The 19,327-nt window shown below is 59.9% G+C and carries 17 protein-coding genes and 1 riboswitch; of the genes, 10 read left to right on the top strand and 7 right to left on the bottom strand.

Going from position 1 to position 19,327, the window contains the following annotated elements:
• Nucleotides 1-9 precede the first annotated feature (9 nt).
• From metK to HK44_RS24465, 3 genes are all read left to right on the top strand, one after another.
• Entirely contained in the window at nucleotides 10-1,200 is a 1,191-nt protein-coding gene (gene metK / locus HK44_RS24475; RefSeq protein ID WP_019694042.1) for a methionine adenosyltransferase, read from the top strand.
• Nucleotides 1,201-1,358: 158 nt separating this feature from the next.
• Nucleotides 1,359-3,041: an NAD-dependent DNA ligase LigB gene (ligB, locus tag HK44_RS24470; RefSeq protein WP_019694043.1), complete on the top strand. Its 1,683-nt coding sequence runs from the start codon at nucleotides 1,359-1,361 to the stop codon at nucleotides 3,039-3,041.
• 96 nt (nucleotides 3,042-3,137) lie between these two features.
• Nucleotides 3,138-3,533, top strand: coding sequence for a DUF1090 domain-containing protein (locus HK44_RS24465; RefSeq protein ID WP_019694044.1), 396 nt, complete (start codon nucleotides 3,138-3,140; stop codon nucleotides 3,531-3,533).
• Between the two features lie 191 nt (nucleotides 3,534-3,724).
• Here the strand turns inward: HK44_RS24465 and HK44_RS24460 are convergent, their stop codons facing one another.
• A complete protein-coding gene (locus HK44_RS24460; protein WP_019694045.1) occupies nucleotides 3,725-4,174 on the bottom strand; it encodes a c-type cytochrome in 450 nt (149 codons plus the stop codon).
• Nucleotides 4,175-4,302: 128 nt separating this feature from the next.
• Between HK44_RS24460 and mltA the strand changes: the two genes are divergently transcribed.
• Complete coding sequence (mltA, locus tag HK44_RS24455; protein ID WP_019694046.1) at nucleotides 4,303-5,487, top strand: murein transglycosylase A; 1,185 nt, start codon at nucleotides 4,303-4,305, stop codon at nucleotides 5,485-5,487.
• 296 nt (nucleotides 5,488-5,783) lie between these two features.
• Here mltA and HK44_RS24450 read toward each other — a convergent pair whose 3' ends face one another.
• The 3 genes from HK44_RS24450 to HK44_RS24440 all read right to left on the bottom strand — a co-directional run bounded on the left by HK44_RS24450 (nucleotide 5,784) and on the right by HK44_RS24440 (nucleotide 8,227).
• Complete coding sequence (locus HK44_RS24450) at nucleotides 5,784-6,809, bottom strand: IS110 family transposase (protein ID WP_024264761.1); 1,026 nt, start codon at nucleotides 6,807-6,809, stop codon at nucleotides 5,784-5,786.
• Between the two features lie 166 nt (nucleotides 6,810-6,975).
• Nucleotides 6,976-7,359 carry an MAPEG family protein gene (locus tag HK44_RS24445; protein WP_024265157.1) on the bottom strand — a complete coding sequence of 128 codons (384 nt, stop codon included), beginning with the start codon at nucleotides 7,357-7,359 and terminating at the stop codon, nucleotides 6,976-6,978.
• Nucleotides 7,360-7,393: 34 nt separating this feature from the next.
• Nucleotides 7,394-8,227 carry an EamA family transporter gene (locus HK44_RS24440; protein WP_024265156.1) on the bottom strand — a complete coding sequence of 278 codons (834 nt, stop codon included), beginning with the start codon at nucleotides 8,225-8,227 and terminating at the stop codon, nucleotides 7,394-7,396.
• Nucleotides 8,228-8,425: 198 nt separating this feature from the next.
• On the opposite strand from HK44_RS24440, the gene HK44_RS24435 reads away from it, so the two are divergent.
• Nucleotides 8,426-9,595, top strand: coding sequence for an MFS transporter (locus HK44_RS24435; protein WP_024265155.1), 1,170 nt, complete (start codon nucleotides 8,426-8,428; stop codon nucleotides 9,593-9,595).
• A gap of 177 nt (nucleotides 9,596-9,772) precedes the next feature.
• Here the strand turns inward: HK44_RS24435 and HK44_RS24430 are convergent, their stop codons facing one another.
• Nucleotides 9,773-10,177, bottom strand: a complete 405-nt coding sequence (locus tag HK44_RS24430; RefSeq protein ID WP_019694048.1) for an acyl-CoA thioesterase — start codon at nucleotides 10,175-10,177, stop codon at nucleotides 9,773-9,775.
• Between the two features lie 198 nt (nucleotides 10,178-10,375).
• A riboswitch (S-adenosyl-L-homocysteine riboswitch) is annotated at nucleotides 10,376-10,478 on the top strand.
• A gap of 22 nt (nucleotides 10,479-10,500) precedes the next feature.
• Here HK44_RS24430 and ahcY point away from each other — a divergent pair.
• The 4 genes from ahcY to HK44_RS24410 all read left to right on the top strand — a co-directional run bounded on the left by ahcY (nucleotide 10,501) and on the right by HK44_RS24410 (nucleotide 16,034).
• On the top strand, nucleotides 10,501-11,910 hold the full coding sequence (ahcY, locus tag HK44_RS24425) for an adenosylhomocysteinase (protein ID WP_019694050.1): 1,410 nt from the start codon (nucleotides 10,501-10,503) through the stop codon (nucleotides 11,908-11,910).
• A 193-nt stretch (nucleotides 11,911-12,103) separates the two neighbouring features.
• Nucleotides 12,104-12,949, top strand: a complete 846-nt coding sequence (gene metF / locus HK44_RS24420) for a methylenetetrahydrofolate reductase [NAD(P)H] (RefSeq protein WP_019694051.1) — start codon at nucleotides 12,104-12,106, stop codon at nucleotides 12,947-12,949.
• Nucleotides 12,950-13,131: 182 nt separating this feature from the next.
• Nucleotides 13,132-13,947, top strand: coding sequence for a substrate-binding periplasmic protein (locus HK44_RS24415; RefSeq protein ID WP_019694052.1), 816 nt, complete (start codon nucleotides 13,132-13,134; stop codon nucleotides 13,945-13,947).
• Nucleotides 13,948-14,174: 227 nt separating this feature from the next.
• On the top strand, nucleotides 14,175-16,034 hold the full coding sequence (locus tag HK44_RS24410; protein ID WP_019694053.1) for a DEAD/DEAH box helicase: 1,860 nt from the start codon (nucleotides 14,175-14,177) through the stop codon (nucleotides 16,032-16,034).
• Between the two features lie 186 nt (nucleotides 16,035-16,220).
• Here the strand turns inward: HK44_RS24410 and HK44_RS24405 are convergent, their stop codons facing one another.
• Both HK44_RS24405 and HK44_RS24400 read right to left on the bottom strand, forming a co-directional pair.
• Entirely contained in the window at nucleotides 16,221-16,799 is a 579-nt protein-coding gene (locus HK44_RS24405) for a YceI family protein (RefSeq protein ID WP_019694054.1), read from the bottom strand.
• 31 nt (nucleotides 16,800-16,830) lie between these two features.
• Nucleotides 16,831-17,382: a cytochrome b gene (locus HK44_RS24400; RefSeq protein WP_019694055.1), complete on the bottom strand. Its 552-nt coding sequence runs from the start codon at nucleotides 17,380-17,382 to the stop codon at nucleotides 16,831-16,833.
• 322 nt (nucleotides 17,383-17,704) lie between these two features.
• On the opposite strand from HK44_RS24400, the gene HK44_RS24395 reads away from it, so the two are divergent.
• Nucleotides 17,705-19,111: an adenosylmethionine--8-amino-7-oxononanoate transaminase gene (locus HK44_RS24395; protein WP_019694056.1), complete on the top strand. Its 1,407-nt coding sequence runs from the start codon at nucleotides 17,705-17,707 to the stop codon at nucleotides 19,109-19,111.
• The last annotated feature ends 216 nt before the right edge of the window (nucleotides 19,112-19,327 follow it).

Below are 19,327 nucleotides of genomic sequence, written 5' to 3'. Positions count from 1 at the left end.
AACATCGAGATGAGCGAATACTCCCTTTTCACCTCCGAGTCCGTGTCTGAAGGGCATCCGGACAAAATCGCCGACCAGATTTCTGATGCGGTGCTGGACGCCATCATTGCTGAAGACAAGTTCGCCCGTGTGGCGTGCGAGACTCTGGTGAAAACGGGCGTGGCGATCATCGCCGGCGAAGTCACCACCTCGGCCTGGGTCGATCTGGAAGACATCGTCCGCAACGTGATCCTCGACATCGGCTACAACAGCTCGAATGTCGGCTTCGACGGCGCGACCTGCGGCGTGATGAACATTATCGGCAAGCAGTCGGTAGACATCGCCCAGGGCGTTGACCGCAGCAAGCCGGAAGATCAAGGTGCCGGCGACCAGGGCCTGATGTTCGGCTACGCCAGCAACGAGACCGACGTGCTGATGCCAGCACCGATCACCTTCTCGCACCAGCTGGTTCAGCGTCAGGCTGAAGCCCGCAAATCCGGCCTGCTGCCATGGCTGCGTCCGGACGCCAAGTCGCAAGTCACTTGCCGCTATGAAAACGGCAAGGTTGTGGGCATCGACGCGATCGTTCTGTCGACCCAGCACAACCCGGAAGTGTCTTACAAAGACCTGCGCGAAGGCGTGATGGAGCTGATCGTCAAGCACGTGCTGCCAGCTGAGCTGCTGCACAAAGACACCCAGTTCCACATCAACCCGACCGGCAACTTCATCATCGGTGGCCCGGTGGGCGACTGCGGCCTGACCGGTCGCAAGATCATCGTCGACACCTACGGCGGCATGGCCCGTCACGGCGGCGGCGCGTTCTCCGGTAAAGATCCATCGAAGGTTGACCGTTCCGCTGCTTACGCCGGTCGTTATGTCGCCAAGAACATCGTCGCTGCCGGCCTGGCTGAGCGTTGCGAGATTCAGGTTTCCTACGCTATTGGCGTCGCTCAGCCGACGTCGATCTCGTTGAACACCTTCGGCACCGGCAAGATCAGCGATGACAAGATCATCAAACTGGTCCGCGAAGTGTTCGACCTGCGTCCATACGCGATCACCACCATGCTCGACCTGCTGCACCCGATGTACCAGGAAACCGCAGCCTACGGCCACTTCGGTCGTACGCCGGAAACCAAGACGGTGGGTGACGATACATTCACCACCTTCACTTGGGAAAAGACCGACCGCGCCGACGCCCTGCGCGCTGCTGCCGGCCTGTAAGACTTTCCTGGCTGCACAAAAAGCCCCGCACGGTTCGCCGTGCGGGGCTTTTTCATGGGCGCTGATCCGGGCTGGACACACCCTGAAAACTACCTGCGCTCGCTAGCCTCCCTGCTGATCTAGCCTTCAGGCATCCCCCTCGAGCAAGGATGCTCATGATGCTGCCCACGCTTCGTCTGCTGATCGGTTTTTGGCTGATAGCCGCTTGCCTGAACGCTAACGCCACTCCCTGCCCTGACTGGCTGCCCATCCGGGCCCAAGCCGAAATCACCGCGCTGCAAGAGCAAATCGAGCGCTGGGACGACAGCTATCACCGGCGGGGACGCTCGCTGGTCGCCGACGAGCTCTATGACCAGTCCCGTGCCCGCCTCGCCGCCTGGCGGGTGTGCTTCGAGCCAACCTCAGCAACTGAAAATCCGCTGCGCACCGCCCGAGGCACGGTGCCCCACCCGATTGCACATACAGGCCTGGAAAAACTCATCGACGGTAAGGCCGTCGAAGCCTGGCTCAAGACACGCGACGATATCTGGGTTCAGCCCAAAGTCGATGGCGTAGCGGTCACGCTGATTTACCGTGAGGGTCTGCTCCAGCAGGCGATCAGTCGCGGGGACGGTGTCAACGGCCAGGACTGGACCACCTCGGCGCGCAAGATCGCCGCCATCCCCCAGCAACTGCCGCAGCCACTGGATTTATTGCTGCAAGGCGAACTCTATTGGCGCCTGACGGATCATGTGCAAGCCAAACGCGGCAGCTTGAACGCCCGCAGCGCCGTGGCCGGGTTGATGGCTCGCAAAGAGCTGAACCCTGTGGACGCTAACGGAATAGGGCTATTCGTCTGGGACTGGCCGCAAGGTCCGACCAGCTTGCCAGAGCGCCTGGCCGCACTGAAAGCGCTGGGTTTCCCTGACGGTGAGTTTTACAGCCAGCCCGTCAGCGCATTTGCCGATGCCGAGCGTTGGCGCGATCACTGGTATCGCACACCTCTGCCGTTTGCCAGTGACGGTATCGTCTTGCGTCAGAGCCAACGTCCGGCGGCGCAGCGCTGGGAGGCGAAAACACCGTTCTGGAGCGTGGCCTGGAAGTACCCTTTCGCCCAGGCACTGGCTGAAGTGCGCAAGGTCAACTTCAAGATCGGGCGCACTGGACGCATCACCCCGGTGCTGGAGCTTGCCCCGGTCATGCTCGATGACCGTCAGATCAAACGTGTGAGCGTCAGTTCGTTGCAGCGCTGGCAGGCCATGGATATCCGCCCGGGCGATCAGGTTGCCATCAGCCTTGCCGGGCTGACCATCCCACGACTCGACAGCGTCGTGTTGCGCAGCACTGAACGACCCGAGGTAAGCGCGCCGCGTGCAGAAGACTTTCATCACCTCAGCTGTTGGCAACCGACACCGGGTTGCGAAAGCCAGTTTCTCGCGCGACTGACCTGGCTCAGTGGCAAACAAGGCCTGGCGCTGCGCCATATAGGCCCCGGTACCTGGGAAAAACTGATCAGCGCCGGACGCCTCAAGGGTTTGCTCGATTGGTTGACCCTCGACGCCCAAGAGCTTGCTAACATTGGCGGCTTCGGCGAGCGCAGCAGTGTCCGCTTGCTGAATAGCCTGCAAAGCACCCGGCAACAGCCCTTTTCACGCTGGCTGAAAGCATTGGGCTTGCCGCCCACCGGTGAGGCCAGACTTGCAGACTCATGGAAATTACTGGCGCAACGAGACACTGAGCAATGGCAGACCGAAGCCGGAATCGGCCCGGGGCGCGCAGCGCAATTGAGCGCATTTTTCCGCAACCCGCAGGTGCTGGCCTTGAGCGAACAATTACACGCTGCCGGGATAGACGGTTTCTAGATGTTTAGAGAGCCGGCAGTTTTGAACCCAATGGGTATCGATGCGCTCCAGCAGCCCATCTGCTGCCGATCTGATGATTTTTTAAACGGAGCCTTTATGAAATTTCTTTCACCGCTCGCCATGCTGACCCTTTGTGGCGTCATGGCGACACCGCTGATGGCTGCCGAAGAAACTCCGCAACTCACTGGCTGCGCCGCCAAACGCCAGTCCATCAGCAACCAGATCGAACAGGCCAGGGCGCATGGCAATGCCGGGCAACAGGCTGGTCTGGAAAAAGCCCTGAGCGAAGCCACCGAGCACTGCAACGACGCCTCCTTGAAGAGAGAACGCGAGAACAAGGTGCTCGACGCCAAGCACGAAGTCAGCCGCCGTCAGGCCGACCTCGACAAGGCCATGAAAAAGGGCGATGCCGAAAAGATCAACAACCGTAAAGACAAACTCGCCGAGGCCCGTAAGCAATTGCAGCGAGCACTGGATGAGCTGGACAAGTAAATCCGGACGAGGTGAGCACACTGAGCACAGGTGCTTTTGTGGCGAGGGAGCTTGCTCCCGCTCGGACGCGTAGCGTTCGCAGTCCGGCGGACACGATTTCCCGGGATAATCGCGATAGCCGATTTTGGGGCGGCTTCGCCACCCAGCGGGAGCAAGCTCCCTCGCCACAGAGTTATCAGTTGAACCTGAAATCAGTGATCACGAAACTGTTTATGGCACGCACTACAGGCGTCTTCGACTTTCTGCACAGCCGGGCCCAGGTTACTGGCCTTGTACGGCTGAACCTGGCTGGCAATCACCAATTCACCGGTGGCGGCTTCAAGCGTGCGAGCCATGTCCTGGAAACGCGCCTGCTGCTGCCAGACACCGTCTTTGGCGCTGGTGTTGCCGTCCTCACGAACCTGTGGGAAATGCTTCCACGGCTCATGGGACAAGGCGTCGAGCTTGACTGCACCTGCGGTAAAACGCGGGCCATCGAACGGGATACGTCCCCGCAACATGCCGCCCAGGTCTTCGCCGGTCTTGAGCATTTGCTTGAAAATCGCCTTGCGCTGACCCAGCGGCGAGTTCGGATCGACACCGCCACAGGCCGACAGCGTCAGGCAGGCCAGCAATACAACAGAAAGTCTTTTAAGAGTCATGGTGGCTTCAGGTCACGGGAAACGGCGACCAGTATCCTCGCGTCGTCGGCAAAGACCAATAGCCCTATTAACAACAAGGGTTGCTTGAACGCTGGAAGCGCTCGGGCAACCTGCACAGGAAATACTGCATGAATAGCCGTTTCAAGGCCTGGCGCAACACTCTGCTCTGGACCGTACCGATGGTCGCCCTGCTCGCCGGTTGCAACAGTGGCGACACCGCAAAACCACAAACCCATGCCATCGCCACCTATTCCAGCGCGACGTGGGAAGCTTTGCCGGCGGTATCCGATAATGACTTGCTGGCCGGCTTCGGTTCCTGGCGCAGCGCCTGTATTCGCCTGAAGTCCGACCCGGTCTGGGGCGCGACCTGCGCAGCGGCCGCAAACGTGCCGCAAACCGCAGACGCCATCCGTGGCTTTCTCAAGGAACAGCTGGCGGTCTACGGCCTGCGCTCCTCCAGCGGCAATGCCAATGGCCTGATCACCGGCTATTACGAGCCGGTCTATCCGGGCAGCCTGACGCAGAACCCGGTGGCCAATGTGCCGGTTTACGGTGTACCGGACGACATGATCATCGTCTCGCTTGAGAGCATTTACCCCGAACTCAAAGGCAAGCGCCTGCGCGGTCGCCTTGAGGGCCGGGTGCTGAAGCCTTACGACGATGCCGCCGCCATTGAAACCAAAGGGGTCAAGGCGCCTGTGCTGGCATGGCTGACCGACCCGATGGACCTGCAGTTTCTACAAATCCAGGGCTCGGGCCGCATTCAACTGGAAGATGGCCGCCAACTGCGCATCGGTTATGCCGACCAGAACGGTCACCCCTACCGCCCAATTGGCCGCTGGCTGGTAGATCAGGGCGAACTGAAGAAGGAAGACGTCACCATGGGCGCCATCAGTGCCTGGGCCAAGGCCCACCCGACGCGCATTCCTGAACTGCTCGGCAGTAACCCGAGTTATGTATTCTTCAGCCGCAATCCTGACAGCAACGAAGGCCCGCGCGGCTCGTTGAACGTGCCACTGACCTCGGGTTACAGCGTAGCGGTGGATCGCAAGGTGATTCCGCTGGGCAGTCTGCTGTGGTTATCCACCACCCGCCCTGATGGCAGCGCACTGGTACGCCCCGTCGCCGCACAGGACACCGGCGGCGCGATCACCGGTGAAGTTCGTGCCGACCTCTTCTGGGGCACGGGCGATGCCGCCGGGCAACTGGCCGGCGACATGAAACAGCAAGGGCAAATCTGGATGCTCTGGCCAAAAGGCGCGGCGCTGCCGCAACTGCCGCAGGTGGCTGATGCGGTAAAGACTACCCCTTAGGTATTGTGTCGACTGGGCTATTGCAATCGCGAGCCTGCTCGCTCCCACATCTATGGTTACCCCCTTTTCTGCAATACTGTTTTTGATGCGTGTTTGGCTTGCTTTCATCTATCCGGCGTCTGTGTGGGGTGGCAACCCCGCGCCTCGATGAGAATCGATGCCTAACGATCCTAATTATTCGAACGGCCTTTCAGCCGTGTGGGAGCTCAGGGTTGTCGTCAGGCCGGTTAGCCGTTCACGTCATCTGTTATCCAGCATCGCAAAACCAGGTGGGTGGTGCTCGGGTGACAGCAGGGTCAGGCGTTCATCGCGGTTGGCCCTGCATCAAATTCAGTGTGGTGGGCAGCAATCGCCCAGGCGATCCTTGCCAGCTTGTTGGCCAGCGCGCAGACCACATGGTTGGAGTGATGGTGGGCCAATAGCTGCCGGACCCAGTCCGCCAGCCAGCCTTTCTGTCGGTCCAGTTGCATCAGGTAAACACGGGCACATTGGACAAGCAGGCGCCGCTGGTTGCGATCACCTCGCTTGCTGATGCCCAGCAGGACGGTCTTGCCGCCCGTAGAATGCTGTTTGGGTATCAGCCCGATTGAGGCCGAATAGCCTCGGCCGCATTTGAACTGCTTGCCATCGCCCAATTCGGCAGCCAGGACGCTGGAGGTGATCGGGCCTACGCAGGGCATGGTCATCAAACGAGCCGCCAGATCATCTTCGGCGGCCTGGCATTCCACTTCCTTGTCCAGCGTCTTGATCTGCCCATCCAGATAGGTGAAGTGCTCCTGCAACCTCGTCAGAAGTTTTTTGATGGGCACAGGAATTGAACTCGCTTCAAGCCGAGCGGGCAGTTCTTTGATGGGCTTGAAGCCTGTGGCCAGACTGACGCCGACCTCCAAAAGCGCTGCGTGAATCCGATTGACGGTCGCGGTGCGCTCTTTGATGAACGAATCGCGTGTCGAGTTGAGCATGGCCAGCAGCTGCTGAGCCTGGGTTTTGGGGTGTACAAAGCGCATTGTTGGACGAGTCGCCGCCTCGCAGATCGCCTCGGCATCAGCGAAGTCGTTTTTGTTGCTTTTCACGTAAGGGCGTACGAGATGCGGGGCAATGAGCTTGGGCGTATGTCCCAGCTTCGCGACCTCCTGCGCCATGAAGTGGGCTCCGCCGCAGGCTTCCATCACAACGGTGCAGGGTTCGAGATTCATCAGGTGCTGCATGAGCGCCGCACGAGTAAACTTTTTGCGGTAAAGCTCATGACCACGATCATCTTGCGCGTGTAGATGGAAAGAGTGTTTTCCCAGATCGATGGCGGCAATAGCTACTTTGTTCATGGCAACGGTCTCCGATGAGCCCCCTGCGAAAGCTTAGTGGGCGATCACAGGGGGCGGCGGGGGTAGCCATTTCATTATTGGAATGCATTCTCCTGTGGGAGCGAGCCGGCTCCGGGCGGCGATCCGACGATGAGGCCAGTAGCAACACCAAAAACCCATGCCAGATTCAGATCGACACAAAAAAGAAACTGGCAATCAGCCCCATGCCGACAAACCACACCAGCGAACGCAAGATTGCCCAGTCTGCCAGGTAGCAGATGATGTAAAGCAGGCGGCTGGTGATGAACAGCACCGACAGCACGTTGATCGTCACCAGTTCGGCATTGCCGACCAGATGCGCGACGATGACCGCAGCGGCAAACGCCGGGGTGACTTCAAAGCTGTTCAACTGGGCCCAGTGGGCACGCCTGGCGAACCCTTCGAGGGACTCAAGAAAATCTCGCGGATCATGATTATCCCGAAGCCCGAACTTGCCGCCGATCTTGGCGATGGCAGTGCAAACGTACGGCAAGAAAATCGCGATCAATACACACCACAGGGCAACATTCATTGCAGATTCCTTTTAGCGTTTTGTAAGCGCTCGCTCAGAACTTCATCACGAGCATGCCGGCCAGTACCAGCCCACAAGCCAAGAGCCTGGGCCTGCCGAAAGGTTCCTTGAGGTAACGCATGCCGAACAGCACCACCAGAATCACACTGATCTCGCGCAACGCCGCCGCTTCGGCAATTGACCCCAACTGCATGGCCCAGAGCACCAAAGCGTAGCTGAACAACACGCAGAACCCGACGCTCAACCCCAGTTGCCACTGTTCACGCCAGAACAGCATAAAAGCCGGACGCTTGCGCACCAGCGCCAACAGCGGGAACGGCCAGGCACTGAACAGCGTGACCCAGACCAGGTAATCGAGCGGGTGCGACCAGCGCCGTAATGCCTGCCCATCGATGAAGGTGTAGCAGCCAATGCACAAGCCGATCAGCACCACCACCGGCAACATCGACCACGGCAAACGCTCCCCACCACCGCCCTGCCAGAGCAGGCACAGCATGCCGAACGGGATCAGCAAAATGCCGAGGATCTGCTGGATCGTCAGCACTTCGCCGGCAAAGATCAGCGTCAACGCCAAGACCACCAACGGCGACAAACCGCGCATCAGTGGATAGACCAGCCCGAGATCGCCGACCCGATAGGCCTGGATCAGCAAATAGCGATAGAGCAACTCGAAGGCCGCCGAAGCAAGTATCCACGGCCAGATGTCCATCGGCGGCAGCGCGACGAAACCCAGCATCAGCGCGACAAACAGCATCGCGACGCTGTCCATGCAGGCCACGACCAATAACCGCTCGGCACTGAATTTGATCAGGGTATTCCAGGCTGCGTGCAACAACGCCGCCACCAATACCAGAATTGTCGCAAGCACCCTGCTCTCCTTGCCCGCATCAACCGAATTGATTCGCCATATGTCAGCGGCTGTTTATACTGCAACCGACCACGCCGCACTCAGTTGCGCACATACCTATTCCAATAAATTTCTGCTGCTACCCGATCCTCACGGCCCCGGGAGTTCGCATGCGTATGCCTGATCAGAGCGTCAAGACTACCGACAGAGACCTTGCGCATGCCACTCGCCTTGCTTGCACTGGCTGTTGCCGCCTTCGGCATCGGCACCACTGAATTCGTCATCATGGGCTTGCTGCCCGATGTCGCCCGCGACCTCGCCGTGAGTATTCCGCACGCCGGCCTGCTGATTACCGGCTACGCCCTGGGCGTGGTGTTCGGCGCGCCGATCCTCGCGATCGGCACCGCCAACATGCCGCGCAAAGCCACGCTGCTGGGCATGACGCTGATGTTCATCCTCGGCAATATCCTCTGCGCGCTGGCCCCGAACTACGCCACGTTGATGGCCGCGCGGGTGATTACTGCGTTGTGCCACGGTGCGTTTTTCGGCATCGGCTCGGTGGTCGCTGCCGGCTTGGTGGCGCCGAACAAACGCGCCCAGGCGATAGCGATGATGTTCACCGGCCTGACCCTGGCCAACGTACTCGGCGTACCGTTGGGCACCGCGCTCGGGCAGTACGCCGGCTGGCGCTCGACCTTCTGGGCGGTGTCGGTGATCGGCGTGATCGCCGCCATCGCCCAATGGGTCTGGCTGCCGAAAGAGATCGCCATGGACAAGGCCAACCTGGCCAGCGAATTCAAGGTGCTGGGCAAAACCAATGTGTTGTTGGCGCTGGGCATGAGTGTGTTGGCGTCAACCAGCCTGTTCAGCGTCTTCACCTACATCGCACCGATCCTGCAGGACATCACCGGTGTGAGCCCGCACGGCGTAACCATCATGCTGTTGCTGTTCGGTGTGGGTTTGACCGCCGGCAGCATGCTCGGTGGGCGCCTGGCCGACAGCCGCCTGTTGCCGTCACTGGTCGGCATGGCCCTCGCCGTCGTGCTGGTGCTGGCCGCGTTCAGCCAGACCAGCCACTCGGTGATCCCGGCAGCCATCACCCTGGCACTGTGGGGTGTGTTCGCCTTCGCGCTGTGCCCGATCCTGCAACTGCTGATCATCGACCAGGCCTTTGAAGCGCCAAATCTGGGCTCAACCCTGAACCAAAGCGCCTTCAACCTGGGCAACGCGGCCGGCGCGTGGATCGGCGGACTGGTTGTCGCCAGCGGCGCCGACCTTGCAGACCTGCCGTGGACCGGCGCACTGGTCAGCGGCTTGACCGTACTGACAGCGCTGTTCTTTATCTACCTGCAACGCCGCAGCGCAGTGACAGCCAACGTCCCCGGCTAAGTCTTTGGATGAAGCTGTGCAACAACACAAAACCCCGTGGCGAGGGAGCTTGCTCCCGCTGGGGCGCGCAGCGGCCCTAAAACCTGCAATCGAGTTTTGTCAGACGCAACGCATTAATCGATCTGCGACCGCTTCGCGGCCCAGCGGGAGCAAGCTCCCTCGCCACAAGGACCGCGGTCATTCGACGGCGGGATCGTCCTGGAACTGGTCCTTGACGTACTTGATCTCGGTCCGGCCATGGGGCGCAGGCAAGCCGTCTTCGCCCAGGTTGACGAAGACCATCTTCTCGACCGTCAGGATACTTTTACGGGTGATCTTGTTGCGCACTTCGCAGGTCAGGGTGATCGACGTACGACCGAACTCGGTGGCGGTGATACCCAGCTCGATGATGTCGCCCTGGCGCGAGGCGCTGACGAAGTTGATTTCGGAAATGTACTTGGTGACCACGCGCTGGTTGCCCAGCTGGACGATCGCGTAGATGGCCGCTTCTTCGTCGATCCAGCGCAGCAGACTGCCGCCGAACAACGTGCCATTGGGGTTAAGGTCTTCGGGTTTTACCCATTTGCGGGTGTGGAAATTCATGCTCGCTCCTGACCGTCTTGCCGATTGATGCTGGCCATCATGGCAGACCGGGCAGTCATGCTCCATGAGGCTTCGACTATAGTCGCCATTAACGATCTTCATCTGGCCGACAGAAACCCTTTGGAAGTCTGGGCCAGACGGCTATAATCGCCCCCGTTTCAAAACGGTCATCTTCGATTGATACCGTTTTCCCGCCACCTGTCCGAGGGGCGCTGCAGCAGGTTCGACCTGTCAGGCTCGGATGGGGCGTTGCCCGGCCACGATCGGCTGGACACTAAACGCACAACGGCGCCCATTCGCATACTTACGAATGGAGGCTCTTCATGAGCGCTGTCAACACGCCTGCAGATTTTAACGACTACAAAGTTGCCGACATGTCCCTGGCTGCCTGGGGCCGTCGCGAAACCATCATCGCCGAATCCGAAATGCCAGCCCTGATGGGTCTGCGCCGCAAGTACTCTGTCGAGCAACCACTCAAGGGCGCGAAGATCCTCGGCTGCATCCACATGACCATTCAGACTGCCGTGCTGATCGAAACCCTGGTTGCCCTGGGTGCCGAAGTACGCTGGTCGTCCTGCAACATTTTCTCGACTCAGGACCAGGCCGCTGCCGCTATCGCCGCTGCCGGCATTCCGGTTTTCGCCTGGAAAGGCGAAACCGAAGCAGAGTACGAGTGGTGCCTGGAGCAAACCATCCTCAAGGATGGCGCGCCTTGGGATGCCAACATGATCCTCGACGATGGCGGCGACCTGACCGAGCTGCTGCACAAGAAGTACCCGGCGATCCTGGACCGCGTCCACGGCGTGACCGAAGAAACCACCACTGGCGTACACCGTCTGCTGGACATGCTGGCCAAGGGCGAGCTGAAAATCCCGGCCATCAACGTCAACGACTCGGTGACCAAGAGCAAGAACGACAACAAGTACGGCTGCCGTCACAGCCTGAACGACGCGATCAAGCGCGGTACCGACCACCTGTTGTCCGGCAAGCAAGCGCTGGTCATCGGTTACGGTGACGTGGGCAAGGGTTCGGCCCAGTCCCTGCGTCAGGAAGGCATGATCGTCAAAGTCTCCGAAGTTGACCCGATCTGCGCCATGCAAGCCTGCATGGACGGTTTCGAACTGGTTTCGCCGTTCATCGACGGCATCAACAACGGCACTGAAGCAAGCATCGACAAGGCCCTGCTGGGCAAGATCGACCTGATCGTGACCACGACCGGCAACGTCAATGTTTGCGACGCAAACATGCTCAAAGCCCTGAAGAAGCGCGCCGTGGTCTGCAACATCGGTCACTTCGACAACGAAATCGACACGGCTTTCATGCGCAAGAACTGGGCATGGGAAGAAGTGAAGCCACAGGTTCACAAGGTACACCGTACCGGCCCTGGCGATTTCGACGCACAGAACGACGACTACCTGATCCTGCTGGCCGAAGGCCGTCTGGTTAACCTGGGCAACGCCACTGGCCACCCAAGCCGCATCATGGACGGCTCGTTCGCCAACCAGGTTCTGGCGCAGATCTTCCTGTTCGGCCAGAAGTACGCCGACCTGTCGCCAGCCCAGAAAGCCGAGCGCTTGACCGTTGAAGTACTGCCGAAGAAACTCGACGAAGAAGTGGCCCTGGAAATGGTCCGCGGTTTCGGTGGTGTGGTCACTCAACTGACCAAGCAACAGGCTGAATACATCGGCGTGACCGTCGAAGGCCCATTCAAGCCGCACGCTTACCGCTACTGATAGGCACAGACTGTCCGCTCCCCCTGTGGGAGCGGGCTTATGTAGGAGCCCTGTTTACTGTAGGAGCAAAGCTTGCTCGCGATAGCATCACCACGGTGTTCCTGAAACACCGCGGCGCTTGCATCGCGAGCAAGCTTTGCTCCTACAGTGAGCGCGGCGCCTACAAGGCTTACGCGTTTGCAAGGGTATTCCTATGTCCCAAGACCGCCGCTACAGCTTCGAGTTCTTCCCTACGAAGACCGATGCCGGGCATGAAAAGCTCATCGCCACTGCCCGTCAGCTGGCCACGTACAACCCCGATTTCTTCTCCTGCACCTATGGCGCCGGGGGTTCGACCCGTGATCGCACCCTCAACACCGTGTTGCAGCTCGAAAGCGAAGTCAAAGTCCCTGCCGCACCGCATCTGTCTTGCGTTGGCGACAGCAAGGCTGACTTGCGCGGCCTGCTGGCTCAATACAAGGCGGCCGGCATCAAACGGATCGTTGCTTTGCGCGGTGACCTGCCTTCAGGCATGGGCATGGCCAGCGGCGAAATGCGCCATGCCAATGACCTGGTGAGCTTCATTCGTGAAGAGACCGGCGACCACTTCCACATCGAAGTCGCCGCTTATCCGGAAATGCACCCGCAAGCCCGCAACTTCGAAGACGATCTCGCCAATTTCGTGCGCAAGGCCAATGCCGGTGCCAGCAGTGCGATCACCCAGTACTTCTTCAACGCCGACAGCTACTTCTACTTCGTCGAGCGTGTACAGGCGATGGGCGTGAACATCCCGATTGTTCCGGGCATCATGCCGATCACCAACTACAGCAAGCTGGCACGCTTCTCCGACGCCTGCGGTGCGGAAATTCCGCGCTGGATCCGTAAACAACTGGAAGCCTACGGTGACGACACCCAAAGCATTCAGGGTTTCGGCGAACAGGTGATCACCGAAATGTGTGAACGCTTGTTGCAAGGTGGTGCACCAGGGCTGCATTTCTATACCCTGAACCAGGCTGAACCTAGCCTGGCGGTATGGAACAACCTGAAACTGCCGCGTTAAAACAGCACCAAAGATCGCAGCCTGCGGCAGCTTCTACATCGAAGTGATGTAATCCCTGTAGGAGCTACCGTAGGCTGCGAGCTTTCGATTCTCGGATCGCACGCCAAAATCCCTTGTGCTAGAGCGCCCACTTCCAACACTCGCTTCTGGCTATTGCCTAAATCTCGTCGTAATCTCCAGCGATGCCCGTCATTGCCCAATTGCTGACAGCCGTGCTTTTTGCTTGCCTGAGCCTTTCCGCTCGGGGCGAGAAGCTGCGCATTGTCACCGAGCCCTGGACACCCTACGTCTATGAGGAAAACGGCCAGGCCCTCGGACTGGACTACGAAACCACCGCGATCGTCTTCCAGCGCCTGGGGATCGAGGTGCAGTGGCAGTTCCTGCCATGGAAGCGTTGCCTGGCCATGCTTGATCAAGGGCTGGCCGACGGCGCGCTGGATATCTTCCACAGCAGCGAACGCGACTCCACCCTGCTCTATCCCGGCGAACCACTCTCGGAAGTCGAGTTTGTGCTGTTCTATGCCAATGATCGCCCTCACCCCTTCCACACCCTTGAAGACCTGCGCGGCCTGACCATCGGCACCTCGCCCGGCTATCTGTACAGCCAGGACTTCAGGGACTCGCCCCTGTTCACCCGCGAGCCCGCGCCGACCCATGAAGCCAACTTTGGCAAGCTGCAACGTGGTCGCATCGACATGCTGATCACCGACCGCCGAGTGGGTCAAACCCTGCTCGACACCTTGAAACTGCGCGACCAGATCAGCGAAAGCCCCACGATCATCAGTCACCAAAGCCAGTTTCTGGCCCTGCGTCGCAATGCCGGCATGGACCTGTTGGTGCAGCGTTTCGGTGCCGAGCTCAAGCGCTTCAAACGCGAACCGGCCTACGCTCAATTGAGTGCGCGTTATGGCGCCGGCCCGGTACCTGACGCTGTGCAGGTCACGCCGCAAGCCGGCAACGGGAAAACCGTTGAGCAGCAGGAAAGCAGCGCGCCGTGATTGCTCTGTTATACTCCGGCCTTCCCGCCAGGCTTACGCCCGGACGCTCGGTCTTGTTTAAGGCATCTCGACACCGCTACAGCGCAGCTTTTCGGCCCGCGCGAGCACTCCAAGATGAGCCTTCAAGCCCCAGCAGGACCGGGCGCGATTGCGCTTCTCCATAAACGCCATTCGCGCCAGGCAAGACTATCCCATTGGGCCAAGCCCTAACTAAAACAGGATTACTCATGTCCTTTGCTTCCCTCGGTCTCTCCGAGGCTTTAGTCCGCGCCATCGAGGCAGCGGGCTACACCCAGCCTACCCCGGTGCAACAGCGGGCCATTCCCGCCGTGTTGCAAGGTCGCGACTTGATGGTTGCGGCGCAGACAGGTACGGGTAAAACCGGCGGTTTCGCCTTGCCGATTCTGGAGCGCTTGTTCCCCAACGGTCACCCGGACAAATCCCAGCGTCACGGCCCGCGCCAACCACGCGTCCTGGTCCTGACCCCGACTCGCGAACTGGCCGCCCAGGTCCACGAGAGCTTCAAGCTCTACGCCCGTGACCTGAAATTCGTCAGTGCCTGCATTTTCGGCGGCGTTGGCATGAACCCACAGGTTCAGGCCATGTCCCGCGGTGTCGACGTGCTGGTAGCCTGCCCGGGCCGTTTGCTCGACCTGGCTGGCCAAGGCAGCGTCGACCTGTCCCACGTGGAAATCCTGGTACTGGACGAAGCGGACCGGATGCTCGACATGGGCTTCGTCCATGACGTGAAGAAAGTCCTCGCCCGCCTGCCGGCCAAACGTCAGAACCTGCTGTTCTCGGCAACCTTCTCCAAGGACATCACTGACCTTGCCGGCAAGTTGCTGCACAACCCGGAACGCATCGAAGTCACGCCACCGAACACCACGGTCGAGCGCATCGAGCAACGGGTGTTCCGTCTGGCCGCCAGCCACAAGCGCTCGCTGCTGGCACACCTGATTACTGCCGGCGCCTGGGAACAGGTTCTGGTTTTCACCCGCACCAAGCACGGCGCCAACCGCCTGGCCGAGTACCTGGACAAACACGGCCTGAGCGCCGTCGCGATCCACGGCAACAAGAGCCAGAATGCTCGCACCAAAGCCCTGGCCGACTTCAAGGCCGGCGAAGTGCGTATCCTGGTGGCCACCGATATCGCTGCTCGCGGCCTGGATATCGACCAACTGCCACACGTGGTCAACTTCGAGCTGCCAAACGTCGATGAAGACTATGTGCACCGTATCGGCCGTACCGGCCGTGCAGGTCGTTCGGGCGAGGCGATCTCGCTGGTTGCCCCGGACGAAGAAAAACTGCTGAAAAGCATCGAGCGCATGACCAAGCAGAAAATCGCCGATGGCGACCTGATGGGCTTTGATTCCAGCAGCGTCGAAGCCGAGAAGCCAGAAGTTCGCGAGCGTCCGGATGTGCGTAACCCGCGCAATCCACGTGGCCCGCGCGGCGACGGTCCAAACGGCAGCGGCGGTGGCGGCGGTCGTAAAGACAAGGGCAAGGACAAGGGCGGAAAGGAAAAGCCGGCTGCCGGCCGTGGCGAACGCCCGGCTCAAAAGCCGCGTGAAGGCACCCCGGCCCGCGAACAACAGCGTCCGGCACCCCGCGCCGCTGCTGACCGCGCACCGGACGAGTTCCTCGACGACGATATCGATAACTTCGGTAACCGCGTCGACTACGTTCCGCAGCAAAAGGCCCCTCAAGGCCGTGGCCGCCGTCCGGGTGCTCCGGCACCAGGCGCTGCTGGTGCAGGTGCTCCACGCACCGGCCAGCCACAAGGTCGCCAGAACGGTCCGCGTAACAGCAGCGGCGCCAGCACTGGCACCCCGCCTGCCAAGCGCAGTGGTCCACGTAGCGGTGCTCCACGTGACGGCCAGGCTCGTCGCGAGGAGTCGCGCAACCGCCGCCCTGCCCGTGACGACCAGCCGCGTCAGGAACCCGCAGTGCAGAACCCGCGCGGCACGCAGCCGAAGATCATGCACAAGGAGTCCAAGGCTGATCGCTTCCCGACGCCTGAGCAGCTCGATCAACTGCCAAGCCGTCCACGTGGCGAGAAACCGGCGTTGCTGACGCGCAACCGCTGATTTCTCCTGCGACACCAAAACCTGTAGGAGCAAAGCTTGCTCGCGATAGCGTCATTGGGAACACCACGGAAACCAAGGTGAACCCATCGCGGGCAAACGGAACGCCGCCCGGCCGCTCCTACAAGGGCAGAAACAAAAACGCCCCTGATCTCGCGATCAAGGGCGTTTTTGTGTCAGCAACGAAAATTATTTCGCTTGAACACCTTCAAACGTGATGTCCAGGTCCAGGGTCTGGGAAGTAGGACCTGGGCCTTTGATGCCGAACTCGCTCAACTGCAGGGTAGTCGTGCCGTTGAAGCCGGCACGGTAGCCACCCCACGGATCCTTGCCTTCGCCGTTGAAGGTTGCCTTGAACACGACTGGCTTGGTCACACCGTGCAGGGTCAGGTCGCCGGTCACGTCAGCGGTTTTTTCGCCAGTGGATTTGACACTGGTGGAAACGAACTTGGCTTCAGGGTATTTCGCTGCATCCAGGAAGTCCGGGGTACGGATGTGCTTGTCACGTTCAGCGTGGTTGGTATCAACGCTGGCGGTTTTCAGCACAACATCGATTTTGCTGGCTTCTGGAGCCTTGGCGTCGAAGCTGAACTTACCGTCCCAGTCCTTGAAAGTACCGTGGATGAAGCTGTAGCCCAGGTGGCTGATCTTGAAGTCGACGAAAGCGTGATTGCCTTCTTTATCGATCTTGTATTCTGCGGCCATCGCTTGCCCTGCCGACAACAGCGCAGTACCGATTGCCAGAGCGGCGAGAGTCTTTTTCAACATGCTTTCTATTCCTTGGAGTCGAGGTTGAACATCAGGCTTTGCGTCCCAGCATTCGCGTCAGGGTCGCATCACGGTCGATAAAGTGGTGCTTCAGTGCTGCCAACGCATGGAGGCCGGAAAAAATCACCAGCGCCCAGGCCAGATACAGATGAATCGCACCAGCGGTGTCTGCCTGGTCCGGTAGACCGGAAATCAGCGCAGGAATTTCAAACAGACCAAACACCGGAATCCCGACACCGTCTGCGGTGGAAATCAGGTAACCGGCAATCATCACCGCGAACAGGCTGAGATAGAGAAAGGAATGACCGAGCTTGGCGCCGAGGCGCGTCATACGGCTATAGCCTTGCAGCGTTGGCGGCGGCGGGCTGATAAAGCGCCACAACACCCGCAGCAACATGATCGCCAACAGCGTCAGGCCGATGCTTTTGTGCAAGTCCGGCGCTTCTTTGCGCCAGTTGCTGTAGTAGTCGAGACCGACCATCCACAAGCCCAGAGCAAACAGACCGAAGACTGCCAGTGCCACGCCCCAGTGCAGAAAGACGCTGACCCAGCCGTAGCGGGAGGAAGAGTTACGTAGCTGCATTACCCAAATCCTGTAAGAACTGCGACCAAGACTATCGAGTTATCTATCGATTTAAAGCCGAAAATTTCGCTTTGAAATATCGAGAAATACGATCAAGAGTCTGAAAGAGGTGGGTTAAGGAAAGATTAACCCCCAACGTGCGACCCAAACATCAGACGCTCTAGCGTGCCCTGTCAGCGTAAGTGCACGTCAATACAAAAACGTAGCGCACCTCTGTTTCCATGTACAAACGCCACAATAGGTTGTCCGCTCGCCTGGCATTGCATAGGCTTGCGCGATTGTATGTCCGCGCACGTCACGGATCGCCTCGAGGAGAGTGAAAATGGGCTTGAATAATCAGTGGATGCAGCGCGATCTCGCGGTCCTGTGGCATCCCTGCACCCAGATGAAAGACCACGAACAGCTGCCGCTGATCCCGATCAAGCGCGGCGAAGGCGTATGGCTCGAAGACTTCGAAGGCAAACGCTACCTCGACGCGGTCAGTTCCTGGTGGGTCAACGTGTTTGGCCACGCCAACCCGCGGATCAACCAGCGGATCAAGGACCAGGTCGATCAACTGGAACACGTGATCCTCGCCGGCTTCAGCCATCAGCCGGTGATCGAGTTGTCCGAACGCCTGGTGAAGATGACGCCGGAAGGCCTGACGCGGTGTTTCTACGCCGATAACGGTTCGTCCTGCATCGAAGTTGCGCTGAAAATGAGCTTTCACTACTGGCTCAACCGCGGCCAGCCGAACAAGAAGCGCTTCGTCACCCTGACCAACAGCTATCACGGCGAAACCATGGCCGCGATGTCGGTCGGCGACGTGCCGCTGTTCACTGAAACCTATAAAGCACTGCTGCTGGACACCATCAAGGTGCCGAGCCCGGACTGCTACCTGCGCCCCGAAGGCATGAGCTGGGAAGAACACTCGCGCACAATGTTCGCCGCGATGGAACAGACCCTCGCCGAAAATCATGAAACCGTCGCTGCGGTGATCGTCGAGCCGCTGATTCAGGGCGCTGGCGGGATGCGCATGTATCACCCGGTGTACCTGAAACTGCTGCGCGAAGCCTGTGACCGTTACGGCGTGCACCTGATCCACGATGAAATCGCCGTCGGCTTCGGCCGCACCGGGACGATGTTCGCCTGCGAACAGGCCGGCATCCGTCCGGACTTCCTGTGCCTGTCCAAAGCCCTGACCGGCGGTTATCTGCCGCTGGCAGCGTGCGTTACCACGGATGAGGTCTACAGCGCTTTCTACGACGACTATCCGACCCTGCGCGCCTTCCTGCATTCCCACAGCTACACCGGTAACCCGCTGGCCTGTGCGGCGGCGTTGGCAACGCTGGATATCTTCGAAGAAGACAACGTCATCGAGAACAACAAGGCCCTCGCCCAGCGCATGGCCAGCTCGACCGCGCACCTGGTTGACCACCCGCATGTTTCGGAAGTGCGTCAGACCGGCATGGTGCTGGCCATCGAGATGGTTCAGGACAAGGCGAGCAAAACCGCCTATCCCTGGCAGGAACGTCGTGGGCTGAAGGTGTTCCAGCACGCACTGGAACGTGGTGCACTGTTGCGGCCGTTGGGCAGCGTGGTGTATTTCCTGCCGCCCTACGTGATTACCCCCGAGCAGATCGACTTCCTTGCCACGGTTGCCAGCGAAGGGATCGATATCGCTACCAGCAACAAGGTCAGCGTGGCGGTGCCGAAGGACTTCCACCCAGGCTTCCGCGATCCGGGCTAACAGACACTGAGTAACCCAGTGGCGAGGGGGCTTGTCGGAACGCCGCAACGCCCCGTTCGGCTGCGAAAGCAGTCGTAAACCCGGCCAACTCGGTGTGCTTGAAACTAACCGGGTTGGCAGATTTGGGGGGCCGCTTCGCGACCGAAACGGGCGTTGCGGCGTTCCGACAAGCCCCCTCGCCACAAAGCGCCACTCGATCCAACTTACTACGCCGAA

The sequence above is a fragment of the Pseudomonas fluorescens HK44 genome (assembly GCF_000217955.3).
Taxonomy (GTDB): domain Bacteria; phylum Pseudomonadota; class Gammaproteobacteria; order Pseudomonadales; family Pseudomonadaceae; genus Aquipseudomonas; species Aquipseudomonas fluorescens_AQ.
Note: the sequence above shows the minus strand (reverse complement) of the source record. Positions and strands in the feature narration are given on the sequence as shown.